General features: G+C 55.5%; 23 protein-coding genes. 16 read left to right on the forward strand and 7 right to left on the reverse strand.

Translation table 11 applies throughout. The annotated features are described in order from the left end of the window. Window position 1 precedes the first annotated feature (1 nt). Window positions 2-814, reverse strand: coding sequence for a phospholipid ABC transporter ATP-binding protein MlaF (mlaF, locus tag ACOQH0_RS20365; RefSeq protein WP_010436047.1), 813 nt, complete (start codon window positions 812-814; stop codon window positions 2-4). Between the two features lie 228 nt (window positions 815-1,042). Between mlaF and ACOQH0_RS20370 the strand changes: the two genes are divergently transcribed. From ACOQH0_RS20370 to npr, 11 genes are all read left to right on the forward strand, one after another. Then, complete coding sequence (locus ACOQH0_RS20370; protein WP_089597745.1) at window positions 1,043-2,020, forward strand: calcium/sodium antiporter; 978 nt, start codon at window positions 1,043-1,045, stop codon at window positions 2,018-2,020. Window positions 2,021-2,033: 13 nt separating this feature from the next. Then, complete coding sequence (kdsD, locus tag ACOQH0_RS20375; protein ID WP_010436053.1) at window positions 2,034-3,020, forward strand: arabinose-5-phosphate isomerase KdsD; 987 nt, start codon at window positions 2,034-2,036, stop codon at window positions 3,018-3,020. A 14-nt stretch (window positions 3,021-3,034) separates the two neighbouring features. Beyond that, window positions 3,035-3,601, forward strand: a complete 567-nt coding sequence (gene kdsC / locus ACOQH0_RS20380; protein ID WP_010436057.1) for a 3-deoxy-manno-octulosonate-8-phosphatase KdsC — start codon at window positions 3,035-3,037, stop codon at window positions 3,599-3,601. Further along, window positions 3,598-4,173, forward strand: a complete 576-nt coding sequence (gene lptC / locus ACOQH0_RS20385) for an LPS export ABC transporter periplasmic protein LptC (protein WP_182945987.1) — start codon at window positions 3,598-3,600, stop codon at window positions 4,171-4,173. Before kdsC ends, lptC begins: the two co-directional genes overlap by 4 nt. Further along, a complete protein-coding gene (gene lptA / locus ACOQH0_RS20390) occupies window positions 4,142-4,696 on the forward strand; it encodes a lipopolysaccharide ABC transporter substrate-binding protein LptA (protein ID WP_010436059.1) in 555 nt (184 codons plus the stop codon). The genes lptC and lptA overlap by 32 nt, the downstream gene beginning before the upstream one ends. Window positions 4,697-4,702: 6 nt before the next feature. Further along, entirely contained in the window at window positions 4,703-5,428 is a 726-nt protein-coding gene (gene lptB, locus ACOQH0_RS20395) for an LPS export ABC transporter ATP-binding protein (RefSeq protein WP_010436061.1), read from the forward strand. A gap of 47 nt (window positions 5,429-5,475) precedes the next feature. Further along, window positions 5,476-6,909, forward strand: coding sequence for an RNA polymerase factor sigma-54 (rpoN, locus tag ACOQH0_RS20400; RefSeq protein ID WP_089597748.1), 1,434 nt, complete (start codon window positions 5,476-5,478; stop codon window positions 6,907-6,909). Window positions 6,910-6,931: 22 nt separating this feature from the next. Next, window positions 6,932-7,219 carry a ribosome hibernation promoting factor gene (hpf, locus tag ACOQH0_RS20405; protein WP_010436063.1) on the forward strand — a complete coding sequence of 96 codons (288 nt, stop codon included), beginning with the start codon at window positions 6,932-6,934 and terminating at the stop codon, window positions 7,217-7,219. An 82-nt stretch (window positions 7,220-7,301) separates the two neighbouring features. Then, window positions 7,302-7,793, forward strand: coding sequence for a PTS IIA-like nitrogen regulatory protein PtsN (gene ptsN, locus ACOQH0_RS20410; RefSeq protein WP_010436064.1), 492 nt, complete (start codon window positions 7,302-7,304; stop codon window positions 7,791-7,793). Window positions 7,794-7,838: 45 nt separating this feature from the next. Next, the gene (gene rapZ, locus ACOQH0_RS20415; protein WP_010436066.1) at window positions 7,839-8,693 is read left to right on the forward strand and encodes an RNase adapter RapZ; all 855 of its coding nucleotides are present in this window, start codon (window positions 7,839-7,841) and stop codon (window positions 8,691-8,693) included. After that, window positions 8,690-8,962, forward strand: a complete 273-nt coding sequence (gene npr, locus ACOQH0_RS20420; RefSeq protein ID WP_010436067.1) for a PTS phosphocarrier protein NPr — start codon at window positions 8,690-8,692, stop codon at window positions 8,960-8,962. Before rapZ ends, npr begins: the two co-directional genes overlap by 4 nt. Before the next feature lie 39 nt (window positions 8,963-9,001). Here the strand turns inward: npr and mtgA are convergent, their stop codons facing one another. The 5 genes from mtgA to lptF all read right to left on the reverse strand — a co-directional run bounded on the left by mtgA (window position 9,002) and on the right by lptF (window position 15,260). Further along, window positions 9,002-9,727, reverse strand: a complete 726-nt coding sequence (gene mtgA, locus ACOQH0_RS20425) for a monofunctional biosynthetic peptidoglycan transglycosylase (protein ID WP_089597749.1) — start codon at window positions 9,725-9,727, stop codon at window positions 9,002-9,004. Continuing rightward, on the reverse strand, window positions 9,724-10,377 hold the full coding sequence (gene elbB / locus ACOQH0_RS20430; protein ID WP_421511104.1) for an isoprenoid biosynthesis glyoxalase ElbB: 654 nt from the start codon (window positions 10,375-10,377) through the stop codon (window positions 9,724-9,726). The genes mtgA and elbB overlap by 4 nt, the downstream gene beginning before the upstream one ends. Before the next feature lie 231 nt (window positions 10,378-10,608). Then, complete coding sequence (gene arcB / locus ACOQH0_RS20435; protein WP_100166525.1) at window positions 10,609-12,942, reverse strand: aerobic respiration two-component sensor histidine kinase ArcB; 2,334 nt, start codon at window positions 12,940-12,942, stop codon at window positions 10,609-10,611. 135 nt (window positions 12,943-13,077) lie between these two features. Further along, complete coding sequence (lptG, locus tag ACOQH0_RS20440) at window positions 13,078-14,160, reverse strand: LPS export ABC transporter permease LptG (RefSeq protein ID WP_010436079.1); 1,083 nt, start codon at window positions 14,158-14,160, stop codon at window positions 13,078-13,080. Beyond that, window positions 14,160-15,260, reverse strand: coding sequence for an LPS export ABC transporter permease LptF (lptF, locus tag ACOQH0_RS20445; protein WP_089597752.1), 1,101 nt, complete (start codon window positions 15,258-15,260; stop codon window positions 14,160-14,162). Before lptF ends, lptG begins: the two co-directional genes overlap by 1 nt. A gap of 265 nt (window positions 15,261-15,525) precedes the next feature. On the opposite strand from lptF, the gene pepA reads away from it, so the two are divergent. The 5 genes from pepA (at window position 15,526) to ahr (ending at window position 22,184) form a co-directional block, all read left to right on the forward strand. Then, a complete protein-coding gene (gene pepA / locus ACOQH0_RS20450) occupies window positions 15,526-17,037 on the forward strand; it encodes a leucyl aminopeptidase (protein ID WP_010436084.1) in 1,512 nt (503 codons plus the stop codon). Between the two features lie 118 nt (window positions 17,038-17,155). After that, entirely contained in the window at window positions 17,156-17,599 is a 444-nt protein-coding gene (gene holC, locus ACOQH0_RS20455) for a DNA polymerase III subunit chi (protein ID WP_010436086.1), read from the forward strand. Continuing rightward, window positions 17,599-20,454 carry a valine--tRNA ligase gene (locus ACOQH0_RS20460; protein ID WP_421511105.1) on the forward strand — a complete coding sequence of 952 codons (2,856 nt, stop codon included), beginning with the start codon at window positions 17,599-17,601 and terminating at the stop codon, window positions 20,452-20,454. Before holC ends, ACOQH0_RS20460 begins: the two co-directional genes overlap by 1 nt. 123 nt (window positions 20,455-20,577) lie before the next feature. Continuing rightward, window positions 20,578-21,081, forward strand: a complete 504-nt coding sequence (locus tag ACOQH0_RS20465) for a GNAT family N-acetyltransferase (protein WP_010436090.1) — start codon at window positions 20,578-20,580, stop codon at window positions 21,079-21,081. Window positions 21,082-21,164: 83 nt separating this feature from the next. Next, window positions 21,165-22,184 carry an NADPH-dependent aldehyde reductase Ahr gene (ahr, locus tag ACOQH0_RS20470; protein ID WP_121932121.1) on the forward strand — a complete coding sequence of 340 codons (1,020 nt, stop codon included), beginning with the start codon at window positions 21,165-21,167 and terminating at the stop codon, window positions 22,182-22,184. A 92-nt stretch (window positions 22,185-22,276) separates the two neighbouring features. Here ahr and ACOQH0_RS20475 read toward each other — a convergent pair whose 3' ends face one another. Next, the gene (locus ACOQH0_RS20475; protein WP_421511106.1) at window positions 22,277-23,923 is read right to left on the reverse strand and encodes a dihydroxyacetone kinase subunit DhaK; all 1,647 of its coding nucleotides are present in this window, start codon (window positions 23,921-23,923) and stop codon (window positions 22,277-22,279) included. Window positions 23,924-24,031 lie beyond the last annotated feature (108 nt).

Raw genomic sequence — 24,031 nt, forward strand, 5'->3', positions numbered from 1 at the left:
CTTAACTCCCTATTCCCAGTAAATCGTCACGATAGTCGCCAGCCGGGTAGCGGAATGGCACAGGGCCATCGGCAATACCGTCGAGGAACTGCCGCACCCGCGGATCGCAATTTTCCTGCAGCGCCTGGGCGCTACCGTGTGCGACGATCTTTTTGTCCGCCACGATGTAGGCGTAATCGGCAATGCTCAACACTTCCGGCACATCGTGAGATACCACAATGCAGGTGACGCCCAGCGCGCTGTTTAATTCAGAAATTAACTTCACCAGCACGCCCATGGTGATAGGGTCTTGTCCCACAAACGGTTCGTCAAACATGATTAAATCGGGTTCAAGCGCAATGGCACGCGCCAGCGCGGCACGGCGAGCCATACCGCCAGAGAGTTCAGACGGCATCAATTTCGCCGCGCCCCGCAGACCAACGGCTTCAAGCTTCATCATGACGGTGCTTTTCAGCAGTTCGGGCGGTAGATGGGTATGTTCACGCAGCGGGTACGCCACGTTGTCAAAGACGTTCATATCCGTGAACAAAGCCCCCGACTGAAAGAGCATGCTCATGCGTTTGCGGACGGTATACAGACGCGAGCGCGACATCTCCGGGACGTTCTCGCCGTCGAAGAGGATTTCGCCGCCGTCCGGGGGAATTTGCCCCCCAATAAGACGCAGCAACGTCGTTTTACCGATCCCTGACGGGCCCATAATGGCGGTGATTTTGCCATGCGGCACAGTCAGCGAAATATCATCAAATATCAATCGGTTGCCGCGAGAGAAACTGACACCACGGACATCGACTAAATTCGCCATCGTTTGGCTCATTTATGGTTCCTTTCTTACCCTGCCTCAGGCTAAGCATGAGGCTTAAATCAGCCCTAAACGCCACATTTTTACAGAATATTGCCTGTAGCGGTTAGCGAAAGCTGGCATTTGTTTTACTTTTCCGGCGCATAAAGTCAAAATTAGGAATTCGTTACGACTCAGGCTGTATGCAGCGCCAACAATTCCTGCGCGGTGGACCGGCAAGTATACCTGAAGAAAGGACTTTTGATGCTTTTAGCAACAGCACTGTTAATAATTGGTTTACTTTTGGTGGTCTACAGTGCTGACCGTTTAGTGTTTGCCGCATCAATTTTGTGCCGACTGATTGGCGTCCCCCCTCTCGTCATCGGAATGACGGTTGTTAGTGTTGGCACCTCTCTCCCTGAAATCATCGTCTCTGTCACGGCATCGCTGCATGACCAGACAGACCTTGCTATTGGCACCGCGATTGGCTCCAACATCGTCAACATCCTACTGATTTTAGGTTTAGCCGCATTGCTGCACCCATTTCGCGTGCATTCCGATGTTCTGCGCCGTGAATTGCCGCTAATGTTAATCGTAAGCCTGCTGGCGGGCTATGTGCTGTATGACGGGGTGCTGAGCTACGATGATGGCATTTTCTTGCTCGCTCTCGCCGCGATATGGCTGCTGTATAGTGTTAAAATCGCCCGTCAGGCAGAAAAACAGGGGCACGACAGCCTGACCCGAGAACAGGTTGCCGAACTCCCGCGTGAAGGTACGCTGCCCGTGGCGTTATTGTGGCTGGGCGTCGCGCTGATCATTATGCCGATGGCAACGCGCATGGTCGTCGACAACGCGACGGTGCTGGCAAACTATTTCGCCATGAGCGAACTGACAATCGGCCTGACGGTGATTGCTATCGGTACCAGTCTGCCTGAGCTGGCCACCGCCATCGCGGGCGCGCGCAAAGGTGAAGATGATATCGCCATTGGTAATATCATCGGCTCGAATATTTTCAATATCGCGATCGTGACGGGCCTGCCAGCCCTGATCTCACCGGGGCCGTTTAACCCGATGGCGTTCACGCGCGATTACGGAGTGATGTTGCTTGTCAGCGTCATTTTTGCCCTGCTCTGCTGGCGGCGGCAACGACAAATTGGCAAAGGCGCAGGCGCACTGCTGACGGGTGGATTTATCGTATGGATGGCGATGCTGTACTGGCTCTCGCCGCTTCTCTCTGGGTAAACGGAAACGCATTATGTCGCAAATAGAATTGCAGCCGGGTTTTGACTTTCAGAAAGCAGGAAAAGAGGTTCTGGAGATTGAACGTGAAGGTCTGGCGCAGTTAGATCAGTACATTAATCAGGATTTTAGTCTGGCATGTGAGAAGATACTCTACTGTGCCGGTAAAGTCGTGGTAATGGGAATGGGCAAGTCCGGCCACATTGGACGCAAAATGGCGGCAACCTTTGCCAGCACGGGAACGTCATCGTTCTTCGTGCACCCAGGGGAAGCGGCGCACGGCGACCTCGGGATGGTCACCCCACAGGACGTGGTTATCGCGCTGTCAAATTCCGGTGAATCCAATGAGATCCTGGCCCTGATCCCGGTACTGAAGAGACTACAGGTCCCGCTTATCTGTATGACCAGCCGCCCGGAAAGCAGCATGGCGCGTGCGGCGGATATTCATCTGTGCGTAAAAGTGCCCAAAGAAGCCTGCCCGCTTGGCCTTGCGCCAACGTCCAGCACGACGGCAGCACTGGTGATGGGCGATGCCCTTGCCGTTGCGCTGCTTGAAGCCCGTGGTTTTACCCCTGAAGATTTTGCGCTTTCTCACCCAGGCGGTGCGCTGGGCCGTAAGCTGCTGCTCAGGGTCAACGATATTATGCACACGGGCGATGAGATCCCTCACGTCAGCAAAGAGGCTTCCCTGCGCGACGCGTTACTGGAAATTACCCGTAAAAATCTGGGTATGACGGTGGTGTGCGACGATCTGATGAAAATTCAGGGAATATTCACCGACGGCGACTTACGCCGGGTGTTCGATATGGGCGTGGACGTTCGCACATTGGGTATCGCAGACGTCATGACGCCAGGCGGAATTCGCGTGCGTCCGGGCATCCTTGCGGTAGATGTCCTGAACCTGATGCAGTCCCGTCATATTACCGCAGTGATGGTTGCCGATGGCGACCAGTTGCTGGGTGTGGTACATATGCATGATCTTCTGCGCGCAGGCGTAGTGTAATGAAGGATAAGACAATGAGTAATGCGGGTGCATCCCTTGCAACCTGTTATGGTCCGGTAAGCGCGCACATGATGGCAAAGGCGGAAAACATCCGTCTGTTGATCCTTGATGTGGATGGCGTGCTCTCCGATGGCCTGATTTATATGGGCAACAGCGGCGAAGAGCTGAAAGCATTTAACGTTCGCGACGGGTACGGCATTCGTTGCGCGCTCACGTCCGGCATTGAAGTTGCTATTATCACCGGACGGAAAGCTAAACTTTTAGAAGACCGCTGCGAAACGCTGGGTATTACCCATTTGTATCAGGGGCAGTCCGACAAAATGGTCGCCTTTAACGATTTGCTGGCGAAGCTGGCAATCGCACCTGAGAACGTGGCCTATGTTGGCGATGATTTGATCGACTGGCCGGTAATGGCGGAAGTGGGTTTGAGCGTAGCGGTTGCTGACGCGCATCCGCTGCTTCTCCCACGCGCGGATTACGTCACCCGGATCAACGGTGGACGTGGGGCGGTCCGTGAAGTCTGCGATCTGCTTCTGCTCGCGCAGGGCAAGCTTGATGAGGCCAAAGGGCAATCGATATGAGTAAAACCAGACGTTGGGTTATCATTCTGCTTTCGCTTGTCGCATTGGTACTGATTGGCGTGAACCTTGCCGACCGTGACGATGCACAAACAGAAGTGGTTAATACGAGCGATCCAACCTATAAAAGCGATCACAGTGATACTGTGGTGTATAGCCCTGAAGGTGCGCTGAACTATCGCCTGATTGCCCAGCATGTGGAATATTTTTCCGATGACGGTATCTCGTGGTTTACCCAACCGGTGATGACCACTTTTGATACTGACAAAAACCCGACATGGTCAATTAAGTCAGACCGGGCAAAACTGACAAATGACCGTATGCTTTATCTGTACGGCCACGTTGAAGTCAACGCCCTGACCGCTGACTCACAACTGCGCAAAATTACGACGGATAACGCCCAGATCAACCTGGTGACCCAGGACGTGACTTCGCAAGATTTGGTCACGCTGTATGGCACAACATTTAATTCCAGCGGTTTAAGAATGCGCGGGAACTTACGCAGCAAAAACGCCGAGCTGATTGAAAAGGTTAGAACCTCCTATGAAATTCAAAACAAACAAACTCAGCCTTAAAGCCATTATCGCCAGCGCACTGCTGGCGGCCAGTCTTCCCGCGATTGCTGTGACTGGCGATACCGAACAGCCGATTCATATCGAATCCGACACTCAGTCCCTTGATATGCAAGGTAACGTCGTCACCTTCACCGGTAACGTCGTGATGACCCAGGGCACCATCAAAATTAACGCCGATAAAGTGGTCGTTACCCGTCCGGGCGGCGAGCAGGGCAAAGAGATTATTGATGGCTATGGTAATCCTGCCACGTTCTACCAGATGCAGGACAACGGCAAACCGGTGAAAGGCCGTGCCTCGCATATGCACTATGAGCTGGCGAAGGATCTGGTCATCCTGACCGGTAACGCCTATCTGGAACAGTTGGACAGCAATATTACCGGCGACAAGATCACCTATCTGGTCAAAGAGCAGAAAATGCAGGCCTCCAGCGAGAAAGGCAAACGCGTCACCACCGTGCTGGTTCCATCGCAGCTGCAGGATAAAGGCAAAGGCCAGGCTCCGGCACAAAAGAAGAGTAACTAATTCGTTATGGCAACATTAACTGCAAAAAACCTCGCGAAAGCGTATAAGGGCCGCCGTGTCGTCGAAGATGTCAGCCTGACCGTCAACTCCGGCGAAATTGTGGGTTTGCTTGGCCCTAACGGTGCAGGGAAAACCACTACCTTCTACATGGTGGTGGGCATTGTGCCGCGTGATGCTGGCAACATCATCATTGATGACGAAGACATTAGCCTGCTGCCGCTGCACGCGCGCGCGCGCCGTGGTATCGGCTACCTGCCGCAGGAAGCCTCAATCTTTCGTCGTTTGAGCGTCTACGACAACCTGATGGCCGTGCTGCAGATCCGTGACGACCTGACCAGCGAGCAGCGCACCGACCGCGCCAACGAGCTGATGGAAGAGTTTCATATCGAACATCTTCGCGACAGTCTTGGTCAGGCGTTGTCCGGGGGGGAGCGTCGTCGTGTCGAGATTGCACGTGCGCTGGCCGCCAACCCGAAATTCATCCTGCTGGATGAACCCTTCGCGGGCGTTGACCCGATCTCCGTTATTGATATCAAACGCATTATCGAACACCTGCGCGACAGCGGGCTTGGCGTGCTGATCACCGACCACAACGTCCGTGAAACGCTGGCCGTCTGTGAACGCGCCTACATTGTGAGCCAGGGCCATCTGATTGCCCACGGTACACCGCAGCAAATCCTCGAAGATGAGCATGTTAAGCGCGTGTACCTTGGGGAAGACTTCAGACTCTGATAGGGTAGAGGTAACGTAACGCCGAACCGGAGAAAAATGCTCTGAACATGAAGCAAGGTTTGCAATTAAGGCTCAGCCAACAACTGGCGATGACGCCGCAGCTACAGCAGGCGATTCGTCTGTTGCAGCTGTCCACGTTAGAACTCCAGCAGGAGCTCCAGCAGGCGCTGGACAGTAATCCGTTGCTGGAGCAAACCGATCTTCATGACGAGGTAGAAACCCAGCAAACGCAGGACACTGAAACGCTCGACACCGCTGATGCGCTCGAACAAAAAGAGATGCCGGACGAGCTGCCGCTGGATGCCAGCTGGGATGAAATCTACACCGCCGGAACCCCTTCCGGCACGCGTGCAGACTACCAGGATGACGAGCTACCGGTTTATCAGGGTGAAACCACCCAGTCACTACAGGATTACCTGATGTGGCAAGTGGAGTTGACCCCCTTCTCTGATACCGACCGCGCCATTGCGACCTCGATTGTCGATGCCGTTGACGATACGGGTTATTTAACCGTAACCCTGGACGACATCCTGGAAAGTATCGGCGACGACGAGATAGAACTCGAAGAGATCGAAGCGGTTCTAAAACGCATTCAGCGTTTCGACCCGGTCGGTGTGGCCGCGAAAGATCTCCGCGATTGCCTGCTGATCCAACTGTCGCAGTTCGCCAAAGAGACGCCGTGGATTGAAGAAGCCCGCTTAATCATCAGCGATCATCTTGATCTGCTGGCTAACCACGATTTCCGCTCCCTGATGCGCGTCACGCGCCTGAAGGAAGAGGTGCTGAAAGAAGCGGTGAATCTGATCCAGTCTCTCGATCCGCGTCCCGGCCAGTCGATCCAGACCAGCGAACCGGAATATGTCATTCCGGATGTGTTAGTCAGAAAACACAACGGTCGCTGGGTAGTTGAGCTGAACTCAGACAGCATTCCTCGCCTGCAAATCAACCAGCAGTACGCCTCCATGTGCACCAGCGCGCGCAATGACTCCGATAATCAATATATTCGTAGCAATTTGCAGGAAGCACGCTGGCTGATTAAAAGTCTGGAGAGTCGAAATGACACGCTGCTGCGCGTGAGCCGCTGTATTGTTGAACAACAGCAGGCTTTTTTTGAGCAGGGCGAAGAGTTTATGAAACCGATGGTACTGGCGGACATCGCCCAGGCCGTCGAGATGCATGAATCAACCATTTCTCGCGTGACCACGCAGAAGTATCTGCACAGTCCACGCGGTATTTTTGAGCTTAAGTATTTCTTCTCCAGTCATGTGAATACCGAAGGCGGCGGCGAAGCCTCGTCAACGGCCATTCGCGCACTGGTGAAGAAGTTGATCGCCGCGGAGAACCCCGCGAAGCCACTGAGTGACAGTAAGTTAACCACCATGCTGTCCGACCAGGGTATTATGGTGGCACGTCGTACTGTTGCGAAGTATCGAGAGTCTTTATCCATTCCGCCGTCTAACCAGCGTAAACAACTGGTTTGACACAACCGATAAGGAAGACACTATGCAGCTCAATATCACAGGACACAACGTCGAGATTACTGAGGCTTTACGCGAGTTTCTGAACACGAAGTTCGCGAAGCTCGAACAGTATTTCGAAAGGATCAATCAGGTCTATATTGTGTTGAAAGTGGAGAAAGTGACTCATATCTCGGATGCAACCCTGCACGTTAACGGGGGTGAACTCCATGCCAGTGCGGAAGGGCAAGACATGTACGCGGCTATCGACGGCTTGATTGATAAGCTTGCGCGACAGCTCAATAAACATAAAGATAAACTGAAACAACACTAATTGTCCGGGCAGTTAACGGGTGCAGGACGGCCTGTTGTGCGACACAACAGGCCATTTGTACAGTTAGCGCTTAGGTGAAATTATGATGAACAACGATTCGGCTCTTCAACTGAGCAATGTCCTTAACCAGGAATGTACCCGCAGTGGGGTTCACTGCCAGAGCAAAAAACGTGCGCTGGAGATCATCAGTGAACTGGCCGCAAAACAGCTGGGCCTGCCGCCACAGGTGGTGTTCGAAGCTATCCTGACCCGTGAAAAAATGGGCAGTACCGGCATCGGCAACGGCATCGCGATCCCGCATGGCAAACTCGAAGAAGACACCTTGCGTGCCGTCGGCGTGTTTGTGCAGCTTGAAACACCCATCGCCTTTGATGCCATTGATAACCAGCCCGTCGATCTCCTCTTCGCGCTGCTGGTGCCAGCAGACCAGACAAAGACCCATCTGCATACGTTGTCGCTGGTCGCTAAACGCCTGGCCGATAAAACCATTTGCCGTCGACTGCGTTCAGCGCAAAGTGATGAAGAGCTCTTCCAGATTATCACTGAAGCAGAAGGCAATCAGGATGATGCGTAACCGGGAGATGGCCTTCACATCTGTTGTCCTGAGGAGAAACGGAACATGGTGCTGATGATCGTCAGTGGTCGCTCGGGGTCGGGGAAATCCGTCGCCCTGCGCGCGCTGGAAGATATGGGGTTTTACTGCGTAGATAACCTGCCGGTGGTGCTGTTGCCGGATCTGGCGCGGACGCTCGCGGACAGACAAATTTCTGCCGCCGTCAGCATCGATGTCCGTAACATGCCAGAATCACCTGAGGTCTTTGAACAGGCCATGAGCAATCTGCCAGAGTGCTTCTCGCCTCAGCTGTTGTTTCTTGATGCCGATCGTAACACCCTGATCCGTCGCTACAGCGATACCCGTCGTTTGCACCCGCTTTCCAGTAAAAACCTTTCACTGGAAAGTGCCATCGACGAAGAGAGCGATCTGCTGGAACCGCTGCGCTCCCGGGCCGACCTGATTGTTGACACCTCCGAAATGTCCGTGCACGAACTGGCGGAAATGCTGCGAACCCGCCTGCTGGGTAAACGCGAGCGTGAATTGACGATGGTGTTTGAATCCTTCGGCTTTAAGCACGGTATTCCTATCGATGCGGATTATGTTTTCGACGTGCGCTTCCTGCCGAACCCGCACTGGGATCCCAAACTGCGTCCAATGACCGGTCTGGATAAGCCCGTGGCGGCCTTCCTCGACAGACACACAGAAGTTCACAATTTTATCTACCAGACGCGAAGCTACCTTGAGCTATGGTTACCTATGCTGGAGACAAACAATCGTAGCTATCTGACGGTAGCGATTGGCTGTACCGGCGGTAAACATCGTTCGGTTTATATCGCCGAACAGCTGGCCGACTACTTCCGCTCACGCGGAAAGAACGTTCAGTCCCGTCATCGCACGCTGGAAAAACGTAAAACATGACCGTAAAACAAACCGTTGAGATCACCAACAAGCTGGGCATGCATGCACGCCCGGCAATGAAATTGTTTGAACTGATGCAGGGTTTTGATGCAGACGTTTTGCTACGCAATGACGAAGGCACTGAAGCTGAAGCGAATAGCGTCATTGCGCTGCTAATGCTGGACTCAGCGAAAGGTCGCCAGATTGAAGTCGAGGCCACCGGCCCCCAGGAAGAGGAAGCGCTGGCGGCGGTGATTGCGCTGTTCAACGCAGGGTTCGACGAAGATTAAAGTCTGCCAGTCAGGCGGGTGGCGCTGCGCTTACCCGCCCTACATAAGATTATTTCGCTGCATAAACCCTTCCCCACCTAGCTGACGCATCTGGCGCATGATCCACGCCTGACGGCTTCGCACGTACCCTGACGGCGCACTCGCTTTAAAACGGATGGGATTCGGTAAAACAGCGGCCAATAGCGCCGCTTCTGACATACTCAGACGGCTGGCTGGCTTATTGAAATAACGCTGCGCGGCAGCTTCCACGCCGAATATGCCGTCGCCAAACTCAGCGACGTTGAGATAGACGGTCAGAATGCGCTTTTTGCTCCAGACCGTTTCCATCCCCAGGGTTAACCCCGCTTCCAGCCCTTTTCGCACCCAGCTTCGACCATCCCATAAAAACAGGTTTTTGGCCGTCTGCTGCGACAACGTCGACGCACCGCGCACGCGATTTTCATGACGCTCGTTGTGGGCGAGCGCCTTCTCGATGGCCGCCATGTCAAAACCCCAGTGCTCCGGGAATTTCTGATCTTCTGCCGCAATCACGGCCAGCCCCATGAACGGTGAGATCTCATCCATGCTTACCCAGTCCGAATGGGCGACATAGCCGAAATCACCGGTCAACCACGCGCTGAGCTGGCGCTCAACCATCACGGCGGAAAAGGGTACCGGTAGAATGCTGAATAAGGCGATCCCGCCGCCCCAGAAGACGGCCAGTACAAGCACAACGCGTAACAGGGTACGTTTTATCCACGTACCCGCAGCAAATTTACGGCTCATTCCGAGAGAACCAGCACTCTGTCCACCAGCTTATCAATGCCCGTAGCAGCTTCAGCGATGGATTGCGCCAGCATATAGGCGGGCGTGGTGACGATCTTGTTGTCTTCATCGACCACAATATCATCCACCGGACAAGGAACATGCTCGCCGCCCATATCTTCGACGATCTCTGCGGTATCAATATCGGTCCCGATGGTCAGGCGCAGCGGGAAGTCAAAGATCCGGGGCAGCATGGCCGGGGCAATACAGATGAAACCCAGCGGCTTGCCTGCTGCATGCAGCGCCTGGGCAAGCCGTTTTAAATCGGGATCGACATGGCACTCTGCCCCTTCCGAAGCAAAAGTGCTGAGATTTTTAGCTGCGCCAAAGCCACCCGGCACGATCAACGCATCCAGCGTTGAGGCATCAGCCTGCGCCAGGGGTTGGACAGCGCCCCGGGCGATACGCGCGGCTTCAATCAGGACGTTACGCGTTTCCGCCATCGGCTCGCCGGTAAGATGGTTGATTACATCCGCCTGGCTTTTATCCGGCGCGAAGCAGATCGCTTCAGCGCCCTGACGAGATAATGCCAGCAGCGTTAATACGGCTTCATGTATCTCTGAACCGTCGTAAACACCACAACCGCTCAGCACGACACCAATCTTTTTCATTATGACGTTCCTTCTTTGCAACCTGCTGAAGCACATTAAAAATTCTGATTAAACCGCTATGCTTCACACATTTCACTGATTCATGTAACAAACCATTTAAGATTTGCTATCTTATCTGCGTGCGGCCTCAATATTCAGGCGGCGTCCAAGCGAAAACAACACGAAAAATCAGGCGCAGCCACGATTTCCCTGGTGTTGGCGCAGTATTCGCGCACCCCGGTTAAGCCGGGGTCATTTTTTTCTGGCATCCACCCAGGCTTTCAGCACCGCCACATCGTTTTGCCACTCTTGTTTCATCTCTTCAACCCATTCACCAACATTATCTTCCCACGCAGGTAAATCAGGCGATTGAATCTGTTGACCCAGTTGCTGAAGATGGCGTAGCCCCACCGAGCCGGCCGCACCTTTGATTTTGTGCCCCTCTTCAACAATACCTTTCCGATCGCGCGCCGTCAGGTTGGACTCAAGCACGCTTAAGTAGCCCGGCATCATTTTTTCGAAAACCGCCAGACCATCGGTAATCAGTTTTGGCCCCACCAGATCGATATACTGCTCCAGCATTGCGGTATCGAGTAGGGTATGTGCTTTCGCGCTATCAACAGACGTCATGGTGCTCTCCTCTTCATCACGGGTATCCCAGAACTTCTTGATCATGGCGGTCAGGGCAGGCACCGCCAGCGGCTTGCTGAGCACATCATCCATACCGGCATCGAGGTACTCTTTTTTGTCTTTCAGTACGTTCGCCGTCAGCGCCACCAGCGGCGGCAGCTCATCGGCAGCATATTTGCGCGTAAGCTCACGAGAGATATCCAGCCCGGTCATGTCAGGAAGCTGAATATCCAGCAGGACCAGGTCATACTCGCCAGGCGTAAACATCTCCAGCGCCGCTTTACCGGTCATCGCCACATCCACGCTGTTACCGAGTTTTTCCAGTACGGAACGCGCCACAATCACGTTCAGTTCGATGTCCTCCACCAGCAGAACATGCAGAGCGGGCAGCGGCATATCGTCGTTCTCAAAGGTATCTTCCACCTCTTCAGCCACCGCAGGCGCATGCACCGTCAGGGTAAAGGTTGAACCTTTGCCCGGATGGCTGGCAACCGTGATATCACCGCCCATGCTTTTCGCCAGACGTTTCGACACCGCCAGACCAATACCGGTCCCGGTCGCCGGTTTACCGCCGTTACTGTCTTTCACCTGGTAGTACATGGCAAAGATCTTATCCTGCTCTTCCTGCGGAATGCCGATACCCGAGTCCTCAACCTCGAAGTGCAGCATATCCCCTTCGTCATAGCGAATACGCACCGCAACCCGCCCCTTCTGGGTAAACTTCACGGCGTTGCTGATCAAGTTCCACAGGATCTGGCGCAGGCGCGTGCCGTCCGTAACCACTTTATGCGGCAGCGGCAGGGTTGGCTCCATCACAAAGCTCAGCCCTTTTTGCTGGGCCTGCAGGCCGGAGAGGTTCTCCAGGTCTGCCAGGAAACCGGTGAAATCCACCGGTTGGTTATCAAGCTGCACCTTACGGCGCTCCATTTTATCCATGTCGATAATATCGTTAAAGATATTGCCCAGCGTGACCGCCGAGACATGGATCGTTTTGAGGTATTTTTCCTGCTCGCCGGTCAGGTCGGTGTCGAGAAGAATACGGCTCAGCCCAACGATGCCGTTCAGCGGCGTACGCAGCTCGTGGCTGATGGTTGAGATAAAGGTGGTCTTGTCGCGGCTGGCGCGTTCCAGCGCATCCTGATAGCGCTTACGCTCGGTGATATCGCGGCCAAAGCCCATCAGCCCGTGGCGTTTCCCCACGCGGTCGTAATACGGCACTTTGCGGATCTCAAAGCAGGCTTTACGCCCGTCGGGATAATCCAGCCACTGTTCGTAGGTGAGCGACACGTTGTGGCGGAAGACTTTTTCATCCGTCTCCATCACTTTGGCAGCCGCTTCTTCGGAATAGACATCCTGCGGTTTGAGGTTAACCAGCTGTTTTTCACTTTTGCCGGTCAGCAGCTCCATTGCGCGGTTACAGCCGGAGAATTCTTTATCTTCGTTACGATAGAAAACCAGATCCGGCGAGGCATCCAGGAAGGAGCGCAGGAAAGAGGATTGTTGTTCGAGCTGGATCTGCGTCACTTCACGCTCTTTCATCTCGATTTTCAGTTGCTCCAGCGTAGCCTGACGTTCAGCTTCAGCCTTCTCGCGGTCCGAAATCTCCTGATTCAACTGCGCAATATTATCCTTGAGCTGGACGTTAAGCTTGAGATCGCGCTCGCGCATCTCTTCCAGCTTATCCACCAGTTTTGATAAACGCTGACGTGACTCCTCCAGTTGCTCCACGACCACCGACAGGAAATAGACCGCCCACGGCGTGATCAACAGGCCGAAGAAAATAGAGCGGATCACGTCGATGCTTTCAACCTGACCATGCAGAACCATGGTCACGGCCATTTGCACGACAATCGCCAGAACGACCAGCGCCAGTGCCAGCAGTAAGGAGAAACGCACCAGCCCGAGCTTCATCATCAGGTCGACGTAATACTGGGCCAGCATTCGAATTTGCTTCATAGGGGATCCCTTCACGACGTTATCGCTCAATAATACTCAAATTCGCGGCGAGGCGTTGAAGGTTGTGAGAAAAAGTGCGGGGTGAAACAGGAGATTAGCCTCGCTTCCGGCAAACCGGAAGCGAGGAGAGAACAATCAGGAACGTTTTAGCAGCAGCCAGAGGCTGATCAGGAAGAAGCTGGCGCTTGGCAGCAGCGCGCCGATAATCGGCGGGATACCGTAAACCAGCGTCAACGGACCGAAGATCTGGTCGAGGACGTAGAACACAAAGCCGAAGCTGATCCCGGTCACGACGCGCACGCCCATCGGCACGCTACGCAATGGACCGAAGATAAACGACAGCGCCATCAGCATCATTACCGCGACAGACATCGGCTGGAAAATTTTGCTCCACATATTGAGCTGATAACGCCCGGCGTCTTGTCCACTCGACTTCAGATACTTCACGTAGTTATGCAGGCCGCTGATAGAGAGCGCATCAGGGTCCAGCGCAACCACGCCCAGCTTGTCCGGCGTCAGGTTGGTCTTCCAGGTACCGGAAACCGTCTGCGTCCCGGTGATCTGTTTCGGATCGTTCAGGTCAGACTCATCTACCTGTGAGAGACGCCACTGTTTGTGTTCAGCATCAAATTTTGCAGAGGAGGCGTGACGCACAGACTTCAAACGACGTTCATCGTTAAAGGTGTAAATACTCACACCGCCCAGTTCGTCATCACCTTTCACGCGCTCGATGTAGACGAAGCTATTACCGTCTTTCGCCCACAGACCTTGCTGCGTTGAGAGCAGTGAGCCGCCGTACATGGCCTGAGCGCGGTAGTTACGCGCCATCTGTTCGCCCTGCGGCGCCACCCACTCGCCAATCGCCATGGTCAACAGCACCAGTGGGATCGCGGTTTTCATGACGGACAGCGCAACCTGCATACGGGTAAAGCCGGAAGCCTGCATCACCACCAGTTCGCTACGCTGCGCCAGCATCCCCAGCCCCAGCAGCGCGCCGAGCAAAGCCGCCATCGGGAAGAAGATTTGCACGTCTTTTGGCACGCTGAGCAGGGTATACATCCCCGCACCCAGCGCGTCATAGCTCCCCTGTCCGGCTTTTTTCAGCTGGTCGACAAACTTGATAATGCCGGAGAGCGACACCAGCATGAACAGGGTCATCATGATGGTGGTAAAAATCGTTTTACCGATATAGCGGTCAAGAACGCCAAATGCCTGCATTAGATGGCTCCTTTACGCGTAAACCGGGCACGGATTCGACGCATTGGCACCGTATCCCACAAGTTGAGGCCCACCGCCAGCAGCAGATACAGACCATTCACTACCCAGGTCCAGACAACCGGGTCAATTTTCCCTTTGCCACCGTTGGACTTAATTGACGTCTGGAGCAGGAAGAACACCAGATACAACAGCATGGCCGGAAGCATCGACAGCACGCGTCCCTGACGCGGGTTCACCACGCTCAGCGGAACAACCATCAATGCCATCATAAACACGGTGAATACCAGCGTGATGCGCCAGTGCAGTTCAGCACGCGCACGATCGGTATCGGTGTTGATCAGGGTACGCATATCCATCTGTTCGGTGTCAGTCGGATCGAGCGCGACGGCCTGATGACCAATAATCGCCTGGTAGTTCTGGAAATCGGTGATACGGAAATCGCGCAGCATCGCTGTGCCTTCAAAGCGCGTCCCTTTGTTCAGCGTCACAACCTGGGAACCATCTTTACGCTGTGCCAGTTGACCAGAATCGGCGACCACCACGGAAGGACGGGCGTTACCTTTGGTACGCAACTGAGCAAGAAACACATCGTTAAAGCGGCTGCCGTCAACGCTTTCGATAAAGAGAACAGAGTTACCGTCGGTGGCCTGCTGGAACTGGCCCTGGGCCAGCGCGGCCAACCCCGGGTTAGCTTTTGCTTCCGCCAGCACTTCGTCCTGATGACGGGATGACGCCGGGCCTGCCCACATGACGTTTACGGCAGCAACGATCCCCGTGAACAACGCCAGTACCATAGCCGCTTTCACCAACACGGCTTTGCTTAAGCCGCAGGCGTGCATCACCGTGATTTCACTTTCGGTATACAGCTTACCGAGCGTCATCAGTAAACCGAGGAAAAGGCTTAACGGCAGAATGAGCTGCGCCATTTCAGGCACGCCTAATCCGAGCAGAGAAAGCACCAGATTTGTTGGGATTTCACCGTCAACCGCCGCGCCGAGGATCTTGACCAGCTTCTGACAGAAAAAGATCAGAAGAAGGATAAAGAGGATCGCCAGTTGGCTCTTCAGCGTCTCCCGCACCAGATATCTTATGATTATCACTTTAAATACGCCCGTTAAAACTCGTCTTTTGCAGGAATTTAGCTTGTTTCATGGCTTAAACGTCATTTATTCTCTTGAGTCGTCGAAATCATCGCTAAGATTAAAAAACCCGGCGGATTCGCGCTTCAGAACATTTAATGACGTGCCGAAACCGTAGTAACGTAAGATTAACACGAAGTCACCACAACCGCGGACATGAGTTACGAAAGGTTTCAATTCTATCCGTAGCTGCCGCCGTTGTCTTTAAGATTCAGGAGCGTAGTGCATGGAGTTCAGTGTAAAAAGCGGTAGCCCGGAGAAACAGCGGAGTGCCTGCATCGTTGTGGGCGTGTTTGAACCGCGCCGACTCTCCCCGATCGCCGAACAACTCGATAAAATCAGTGACGGCTACATCAGCGCCCTGCTGCGCCGTGGCGAACTGGAAGGTAAACCTGGGCAGACGCTGTTACTGCACCATGTTCCGAACGTCCTGTCCGAACGCATTCTGCTGATTGGCTGCGGCAAAGAGCGTGAGCTGGATGAGCGTCAGTATAAGCAGGTGATTCAGAAAACGATTAATACCCTGAATGATACCGGCTCAATGGAAGCCGTCTGCTTCCTGACTGAACTGCACGTCAAAGGCCGTAACACCTACTGGAAAGTGCGCCAGGCCGTCGAAACCGCAAAAGAGAGCCTGTACAGCTTCGACCAGCTCAAGACCAATAAAAGCGAGCCGCGCCGCCCGCTGCGTAAAATGGTCTTCAACGTGCCTACACGCCGTGAGCTGACCAGCGGCGAGCGCGCTATTCAGCACGGTCTGGCGATTGCCGCCGGTATTAAAGCCGCTAAAGATCTCGGCAACATGCCGCCAAACATCTGTAACGCCGCGTACCTGGCCTCTCAGGCGCGTCAGCTGGCGGATTCCTACAGCAAGAATGTCATCACTCGCGTCATCGGCGAACAGCAGATGAAAGAGCTGGGTATGCACTCTTATCTGGCGGTCGGCAACGGCTCGCAGAACGAATCCCTGATGTCGGTGATTGAGTACAAGGGCAACCCGTCCGAAGACGCGCGCCCGATCGTGCTGGTCGGTAAAGGCCTGACCTTCGACTCCGGCGGTATCTCCATCAAGCCTGCCGAAGGCATGGACGAGATGAAGTACGACATGTGCGGTGCGGCGGCGGTTTACGGCGTCATGCGCATGGTCGCTGAGCTTCAGCTGCCGATTAACGTCATCGGCGTGCTGGCGGGCTGTGAAAACATGCCTGGCGGTCGCGCTTACCGTCCTGGAGACGTGCTGACCACCATGTCCGGCCAGACTGTTGAAGTGCTGAATACCGACGCCGAAGGCCGTCTGGTGCTGTGCGACGTGCTGACCTACGTTGAGCGCTTCGAACCTGAAGCGGTGATCGACGTGGCAACGCTGACCGGCGCCTGCGTGATTGCGCTGGGTCACCACATCACCGGCCTGATGTCGAACCACAACCCGCTGGCACACGAGCTTATCGGCGCGTCCGAACAGGCCGGTGACCGCGCGTGGCGTCTGCCGCTGGGCGATGAGTTCCAGGAGCAACTGGAGTCCAACTTTGCGGATATGGCGAACATCGGCGGTCGTCCTGGCGGTGCGATCACCGCGGGCTGCTTCCTGGCGCGCTTCACCCGCAAGTACAACTGGGCGCACCTGGACATCGCGGGCACCGCATGGCGCTCCGGTAAAGCCAAGGGCGCAACCGGTCGTCCGGTCGCGCTGCTGTCGCAGTTCCTGCTTAATCGTGCGGGTTTTAACGGCGACGAGTGATGAAAAACGCCGGGTGGCGGCGTCGCCTTACCCGGCCTACAGCGTCACTCAACCGTAGGCCGGGTAAGCGTAGCGCCACCCGGCTTTGCATTTAAATCCACGACAAGAAGCCCCATATATGAAGAATGCAACGTTCTACCTTCTGGACAACGACACGCATCAGGATGGCCTCAGCGCCGTCGAACAGCTGGTGTGTGACATTGCCGCAGAACGTTGGCGGGCAGGTAAACGCGTGTTGATTGCCTGTGAAGATGAGCAGCAGGCGATTCGCCTTGATGAAGCGCTGTGGGCCCGCCCGCCGGAGAGTTTTGTGCCACATAACCTGTCGGGCGAAGGCCCGCGCGGTGGCGCACCGGTCGAAATTGCCTGGCCGCAGAAGCGCAACAGCAGCGCGCGCGATATTCTCATTAGCCTGCGGGTAGACTTTGCAGATTTTGCCACCGCTTTCACAGAAGTGGTAGACTTTGTCCCTTACGAAGAATCTTTGAAACAACTGGCGCGCGAACGCTATAAAGCGTACCGCCTGGCTGGTTTTAACCTGAATACGGCAACCTGGAAATAATGGAAAAGACATATAACCCACGCGATATCGAACAGCCGCTTTACGAGCACTGGGAACAGCAGGGCTATTTCAAGCCTAACGGCGACGAAAGCAAAGAGTCCTTCTGCATCATGATCCCGCCGCCGAACGTCACCGGCAGTTTGCATATGGGACATGCTTTCCAGCAGACCATCATGGACACCATGATCCGCTACCAGCGCATGCAGGGTAAAAACACCCTGTGGCAAGCGGGGACTGACCACGCGGGTATCGCGACCCAGATGGTGGTTGAGCGTAAAATTGCCGCTGAAGAAGGTAAAACCCGCCACGACTACGGTCGCGACGCGTTCATCGACAAAATCTGGCAGTGGAAGGCAGAATCCGGCGGCACCATTACCCGTCAGATGCGCCGTCTCGGCAACTCCGTGGACTGGGAGCGCGAGCGCTTCACCATGGACGAAGGCCTCTCCAACGCCGTGAAAGAAGTCTTCGTGCGCCTGTATAAAGAAGACCTGATTTACCGCGGCAAGCGCCTGGTAAACTGGGATCCGAAACTGCGCACCGCAATTTCTGACCTGGAAGTGGAAAACCGCGAGTCTAAAGGCTCCATGTGGCACATCCGCTATCCGCTGGCCGACGGCGCGAAAACCGCCGACGGCAAAGATTACCTGGTGGTTGCAACGACGCGTCCGGAAACCCTGCTGGGCGATACCGGTGTCGCCGTTAACCCGGAAGATCCGCGTTATAAAGATCTGATTGGCAAATTCGTGGTGCTGCCGCTGGTGAACCGCCGTATTCCGATTGTGGGCGACGAACACGCCGACATGGAAAAAGGCACCGGCTGCGTAAAAATCACCCCGGCGCACGACTTCAACGACTACGAAGTCGGCCGTCGTCACGCCCTGCCGATGATCAACATTCTGACCTTCGACGGCGACATCCGCGAAAGCGCAGAAGTGTACGACACCAAAGGCGAAGAGTCTGACGTTTACTCCAGCGACATCCCGGCTGAGTTCCAGAAGCTGGAACGTTTTGCCGCGCGTAAAGCGATTGTGGCTGCCGTCGACGCGCTCGGCCTGCTGGAAGAGATAAAACCTCACGATCTGACCGTGCCGTACGGCGACCGTGGCGGCGTGGTTATCGAGCCGATGCTGACCGACCAATGGTACGTGCGTGCCGACGTGCTGGCGAAACCGGCTGTGGAAGCGGTTGAGAACGGCAGCATTCAGTTCGTGCCGAAGCAGTACGAAAACATGTACTTCTCCTGGATGCGCGACATTCAGGACTGGTGTATCTCCCGTCAGCTGTGGTGGGGTCACCGTATTCCGGCGTGGTACGACAACGACGGCAACGTCTACGTTGGCCGCACCGAAGATGAAGTGCGTCAGGAAAACAACCTGAGCGCGGATGTTGCCCTGCGTCAGGACGAAGACGTGCTGGACACCTGGTTCTCCTCCGCGCTGTGGACCTTCTCCACGCTCGGCTGGCCGGAAAACACCGACGCGCTGCGTCAGTTCCACCCAACCAGCGTGATGGTGTCCGGTTTCGACATTATCTTCTTCTGGATTGCCCGCATGATCATGATGACCATGCACTTCATCAAAGACGAAGACGGCAAGCCACAGGTTCCGTTCCACACCGTCTACATGACCGGTCTGATCCGCGACGACGAAGGGCAGAAAATGTCCAAGTCCAAGGGCAACGTTATTGACCCGCTGGACATGGTTGACGGTATCTCTCTGGAAGACCTGCTGGAAAAACGTACCGGCAACATGATGCAGCCGCAGCTGGCTGAGAAAATCCGCAAGCGCACCGAGAAGCAGTTCCCGAACGGGATCGAGTCTCACGGTACCGACGCCCTGCGCTTCACCCTGGCGGCGCTGGCCTCGACCGGCCGTGACATCAACTGGGACATGAAGCGTCTGGAAGGTTACCGTAACTTCTGTAACAAGCTGTGGAACGCCAGCCGCTTCGTGCTGATGAACACCGAAGATCAGGATTGCGGCTTCAACGGCGGCGAGATGACCCTGTCGCTGGCGGACCGCTGGATCCTGGCGGAATTCAACCAGACGGTGAAAGCGTTCCGCGACGCGCTGGACAGCTACCGCTTTGATATCGCCGCGGGCATCCTGTACGAATTCACCTGGAACCAGTTCTGTGACTGGTATCTGGAGCTGGCGAAGCCGGTGATGAACGGCGGTTCTGAGGCGGAGCTGCGCGGCACGCGCAACACGCTGATTACCGTTCTGGAAGGTCTGCTGCGCCTGGCGCATCCGGTCATTCCATTCATCACCGAAACCATCTGGCAGCGCGTGAAGGTGATTGCAGGCATCAACGCTGACACCATCATGCTGCAGCCGTTCCCGGAATTCGATGCGGCGAAGGTTGATGAGGCGGCGTCTGCGGACACCGAGTGGCTGAAACAGGCGATCGTTGCGGTACGTAACGTCCGTGCTGAAATGAACATTGCCCCAGGCAAACCGCTGGAGCTGCTGCTGCGCGGCTGCAGCGAGGCTGCTGTGCGTCGCGTCAGCGAGAACAATACCTTCCTCAAGACCATGGCGCGTCTGGAAAGCATCACCGTGCTGCCTGCTGATGAAAAAGGTCCGGTTTCCGTGACCAAAATCATCGACGGTGCCGAGCTGCTGATCCCGATGGCGGGCCTGATCGACAAAGACGCCGAACTGGCGCGTCTGGCGAAAGAAGTGGCGAAAGTCGACGTGGAAATTGGCAAAATCGAAAGCAAACTGGCGAACGAAGGCTTTGTGGCCCGCGCGCCGGAAGCGGTCATCGCCAAAGAGCGTGAACGTCTGGTTGCTTTCGCTGATGCGAAGACCAAACTGATTGAGCAGCAGGCGGTTATTGCCGCTCTGTAATGCTTTTACCCCTTACGCTTCAGGGCGTAAGGGGTAACCTTCCTGAAAACTCCTCGCTTGCACTCCCCTTTCTGCGGTGCTATTAACAGCAGTTGTGTGTCAATTTTTGTCATGAGTAATGCTATGAGCGTGATTACCCCCGTCGCGACGACAATGCGTCGGATCACTGAGCAGGACAACCCGGCCATTGCCGCTGTTATCCGCACGGTTTCCGCCGAATATGGCCTGACAGCCGATAAAGGCTACACCGTGGCCGATCCTAATCTCGATGAGCTTTTCCATCTGTACAACCAGCCGGGCCATGCCTACTGGGTTATCGAGCAGAATGGCAAGGTCGTGGGCGGCGGCGGCGTGGCACCACTGAGCTGCAGCGAGCCGGATATTTGTGAGCTGCAGAAAATGTATTTTCTGCCGTCGGTTCGCGGACAGGGTCTGGCGAAAAAGCTGGCGCTGGTCGCCCTTGAACATGCGCGCACCCAGGGTTTCAAACGCTGTTACCTCGAAACCACCGCCTTCCTCAAAGAGGCCATCGGCCTGTATGAGCATCTCGGCTTTGAGCATATTGATGCACCGCTGGGCTGTACCGGCCACGTTGATTGCGAAGTCAGAATGCTGAAAAGTCTGTAACTTCCGTTCCTGCCCTCTTCTGTTAAGCGGCTGTAAACTGGATGCTCTACACTCACAGTTCACACCATAACAGGGGAAACACGATGTCGAAGATAAAAAGCTACGCCGCACCGCAGGCGGGTGCAGAACTTGAGCTGTACGAGTACGATGCGGGCGAACTAAAAGCAGAAGACGTCGAAGTACAGGTTGATTACTGCGGGATCTGCCACTCGGATCTCTCGATGATCGACAACGAATGGGGCTTCTCCAGCTACCCGCTGGTTGCCGGGCACGAAGTCATTGGCCGCGTAGTGGCGCTTGGTAGCGCCGCGCAGGACAAAGGGCTGAAGGTAGGCCAGCGCGTGGGCATTGGCTGGACGGCACGCAGCTGTGGTCACTGCGACGCCTGTATCAGCGGCAACCAGATCAACTGCCTCGAAGGCGCCATTCCCACCATCCTGAATAAAGGCGGTTTTGCCGATAAGCTGCGCGCCGACTGGCAATGGGTCATCCCGCTGCCGGACAGCATTGATATCGAATCCGCCGGTCCGCTGCTGTGCGGCGGTATCACCGTCTTCAAACCCCTGCTGATGCACCATATCACCGCCACCAGCCGCGTAGGCGTCATCGGTATTGGCGGCCTGGGCCATATCGCCATCAAACTACTGCACGCGATGGGCTGCGAAGTCACGGCGTTTAGCTCCAACCCGGCGAAAGAGAAAGAAGTGCTGGCGATGGGTGCGGATAAAGTGGTGAACAGCCGCGATCCGGAAGCACTGAACGCGCTGGCGGGTCAGTTTGACCTGATCATCAACACCGTGAATGTCGATCTCGACTGGCAGCCGTACTTTGAAGCGCTGGCCTACGGCGGTAACTTCCACACCGTGGGTGCGGTAATGAAGCCGCTGCCGGTTCCGGCATTTACCCTGATCGGCGGGGATCGCAGCGTGTCAGGCTCCGCGACCGGTACGCCGTTTGAGTTGCGCAAGCTGATGAAGTTTGCCGGACGCACCAAAGTGGCCCCGACCACCGAACTGTATCCGATGTCGAAAATCAACGAAGCGATCCAGCACGTGCGTGACGGCAAAGCCCGCTACCGCGTGGTGTTGAAAGCGGATTTTTGATGTGACATTGCCGGGGAATGTGCGGCCTGATGCCCTCACCCCAACCCTCTCCCACTGGGAGAGGGCGCAAACACTAAAAACGGTAACGGTTGTTACCGTTTTGCTTCTACCATGGCCTTAAACACCTCTGCCACCGCGACCGCACCCGGATCCATCACGCCGTCCAGATTCTCTTTATTCACATACGACGAGCGCCCCGCTCCGGCTTTCTCCATTTTCGCCGTTGCCTCTGCCCCCTGCTGTGCCGCCTGCGCCGCTGACTGAAGATCTTTTTTATGCAAAGCCTCCAGCGCCGGTTGGAGCGCGTCGATCAGCGTGCGATCGCCAAGATCTGCACCACCATACTGCTTCATCTGCGCCAGTCCGCTGAGCAATGCCTCCGGTAGCGGCTGTCCATCGTGAAGCTTTTGTCCGGCCGCCGTGAAGAAGATCGACATCAGCACCCCGCTCGATCCGCCCATCACCGTCGCCAGCCGCTCGCCCACCAGCAGCAGCAGCGTCGACACGTCGTTCAGCGGAAGTTTGTGCTCCTCCAGACGCTGCGCAATATCCCGCGCACCTTGCGCAAAGGTGGAGCCCGTATCACCGTCGCCCACTTTCGCATCCAGCGCGTTCAGGCGATTTTCAAGTTCGATCAGCGTCCCGGTTACCGAGGAAACATACTCACTCACCCGCGGGTTTTCCGACGGGGAGTATTCCACGCGATCGTGAATGGCGTTATGCGCAACGGTACGTAAAGGTGCGAACGGCACGGGCTTCTGCCAGCCCAGCGTCTCGACCTCGGCGTGAATCGCCTTTTCGAAGAAATCGTTGAGCTTCAGCAGCGTCAGAGAAAAGCCTTTCATGTCCAGCGCGCTCACCAGCGGCGCCGGCCCAATCAGGTACGCAATGTTCTCTTTCAGCGCCGAATGCGCCAGCTCTTTGGTCAGCAACGCCATTTCGAGCGCCGAGACGCCGCCGAGGTTGTTAATCAGCACGGCAAAGCGCCCTTCGCCCGCCTGCGCTTTGAGCGGCGTCACCAGCGTGTCGATAATCGCTTTGCTGTTTTGCGTATCCACCACGGACGCCCCCGGCTCACCGTGAATGCCCAGCCCCAGTTCGACGTGGCCTTGCTTAATCCGCCCCTCTTCCTCGTCGCTGCCGGGTAGGTTGCACGTTTGTATCGCAACGCCCAGGCTCCAGAGGTTGTCGCAGGCCTGTTGCGCAATATCCCGCACCTCACTCAACGATTTCCCGTGCTCCGCCGCATAGCCCGCAATCTTATGCACCAGCGCCGTACCGGCAATACCGCGCGGCTGCTTGTTGTCCGGCAGCGCGATATCGTCCGCCACAATCACCATCTCCACCTTCAGGCCGTAGCGTTTGGCCTTTTCTGCCGCCAGACCAAAATTCAGGCGGTCGCCGGTGTAATTTTTGACGATCAGCAGGCAGCCGCGATCGCCCGTGACCGCCACAATGGCATTCAACACCGCATCCACGCTCGGCGAGGCAAACAGGTCGCCACATACCGCCGCCGTGAGCATCCCTTTTCCGACAAACCCAGCGTGCGCCGGTTCGTGGCCGGAACCCCCACCGGAGATCACCGCTACGCGGCTTTTATCCCAGTCACCGCGCGCAACAATTCGAATGGCAGGATCAACATCAAGCTTGACGAGGTTTCCGTGCGGAGCAGAAATCAGAATGCCTTCAATAGCATCGTTAACCAGTTGTTTGCGATCATTAAAAAAGAATCTGGACATACATTCCCAAAATGTTGTGAACCGTATGCAAAAGCATAGTCCGCGCTGGATAATGCGCCGCAAAGTCAGGAATTTACTCAACCAAATTGCGGCCAGGTTGCCTATACT

The organism is Enterobacter sp. JS8-1, from assembly GCF_049187015.1.
In the GTDB taxonomy this organism is placed as follows: domain Bacteria; phylum Pseudomonadota; class Gammaproteobacteria; order Enterobacterales; family Enterobacteriaceae; genus Enterobacter; species Enterobacter mori.

Bases quoted from the DNA above. Each gene is read 5' to 3' on its own strand.
- mlaF (WP_010436047.1), bottom strand. From the start codon at position 814: ATGAGCCAAACGATGGCGAATTTAGTCGATGTCCGTGGTGTCAGTTTC.
- ACOQH0_RS20370 (WP_089597745.1), top strand. From the start codon at position 1,043: ATGCTTTTAGCAACAGCACTGTTAATAATTGGTTTACTTTTGGTGGTC.
- kdsD (WP_010436053.1), top strand. From the start codon at position 2,034: ATGTCGCAAATAGAATTGCAGCCGGGTTTTGACTTTCAGAAAGCAGGA.
- kdsC (WP_010436057.1), top strand. From the start codon at position 3,035: ATGAGTAATGCGGGTGCATCCCTTGCAACCTGTTATGGTCCGGTAAGC.
- lptC (WP_182945987.1), top strand. From the start codon at position 3,598: ATGAGTAAAACCAGACGTTGGGTTATCATTCTGCTTTCGCTTGTCGCA.
- lptA (WP_010436059.1), top strand. From the start codon at position 4,142: ATGAAATTCAAAACAAACAAACTCAGCCTTAAAGCCATTATCGCCAGC.
- lptB (WP_010436061.1), top strand. From the start codon at position 4,703: ATGGCAACATTAACTGCAAAAAACCTCGCGAAAGCGTATAAGGGCCGC.
- rpoN (WP_089597748.1), top strand. From the start codon at position 5,476: ATGAAGCAAGGTTTGCAATTAAGGCTCAGCCAACAACTGGCGATGACG.
- hpf (WP_010436063.1), top strand. From the start codon at position 6,932: ATGCAGCTCAATATCACAGGACACAACGTCGAGATTACTGAGGCTTTA.
- ptsN (WP_010436064.1), top strand. From the start codon at position 7,302: ATGATGAACAACGATTCGGCTCTTCAACTGAGCAATGTCCTTAACCAG.
- rapZ (WP_010436066.1), top strand. From the start codon at position 7,839: ATGGTGCTGATGATCGTCAGTGGTCGCTCGGGGTCGGGGAAATCCGTC.
- npr (WP_010436067.1), top strand. From the start codon at position 8,690: ATGACCGTAAAACAAACCGTTGAGATCACCAACAAGCTGGGCATGCAT.
- mtgA (WP_089597749.1), bottom strand. From the start codon at position 9,727: ATGAGCCGTAAATTTGCTGCGGGTACGTGGATAAAACGTACCCTGTTA.
- elbB (WP_421511104.1), bottom strand. From the start codon at position 10,377: ATGAAAAAGATTGGTGTCGTGCTGAGCGGTTGTGGTGTTTACGACGGT.
- arcB (WP_100166525.1), bottom strand. From the start codon at position 12,942: ATGAAGCAAATTCGAATGCTGGCCCAGTATTACGTCGACCTGATGATG.
- lptG (WP_010436079.1), bottom strand. From the start codon at position 14,160: ATGCAGGCATTTGGCGTTCTTGACCGCTATATCGGTAAAACGATTTTT.
- pepA (WP_010436084.1), top strand. From the start codon at position 15,526: ATGGAGTTCAGTGTAAAAAGCGGTAGCCCGGAGAAACAGCGGAGTGCC.
- holC (WP_010436086.1), top strand. From the start codon at position 17,156: ATGAAGAATGCAACGTTCTACCTTCTGGACAACGACACGCATCAGGAT.
- ACOQH0_RS20460 (WP_421511105.1), top strand. From the start codon at position 17,599: ATGGAAAAGACATATAACCCACGCGATATCGAACAGCCGCTTTACGAG.
- ACOQH0_RS20465 (WP_010436090.1), top strand. From the start codon at position 20,578: ATGAGCGTGATTACCCCCGTCGCGACGACAATGCGTCGGATCACTGAG.
- ahr (WP_121932121.1), top strand. From the start codon at position 21,165: ATGTCGAAGATAAAAAGCTACGCCGCACCGCAGGCGGGTGCAGAACTT.
- ACOQH0_RS20475 (WP_421511106.1), bottom strand. From the start codon at position 23,923: ATGTCCAGATTCTTTTTTAATGATCGCAAACAACTGGTTAACGATGCT.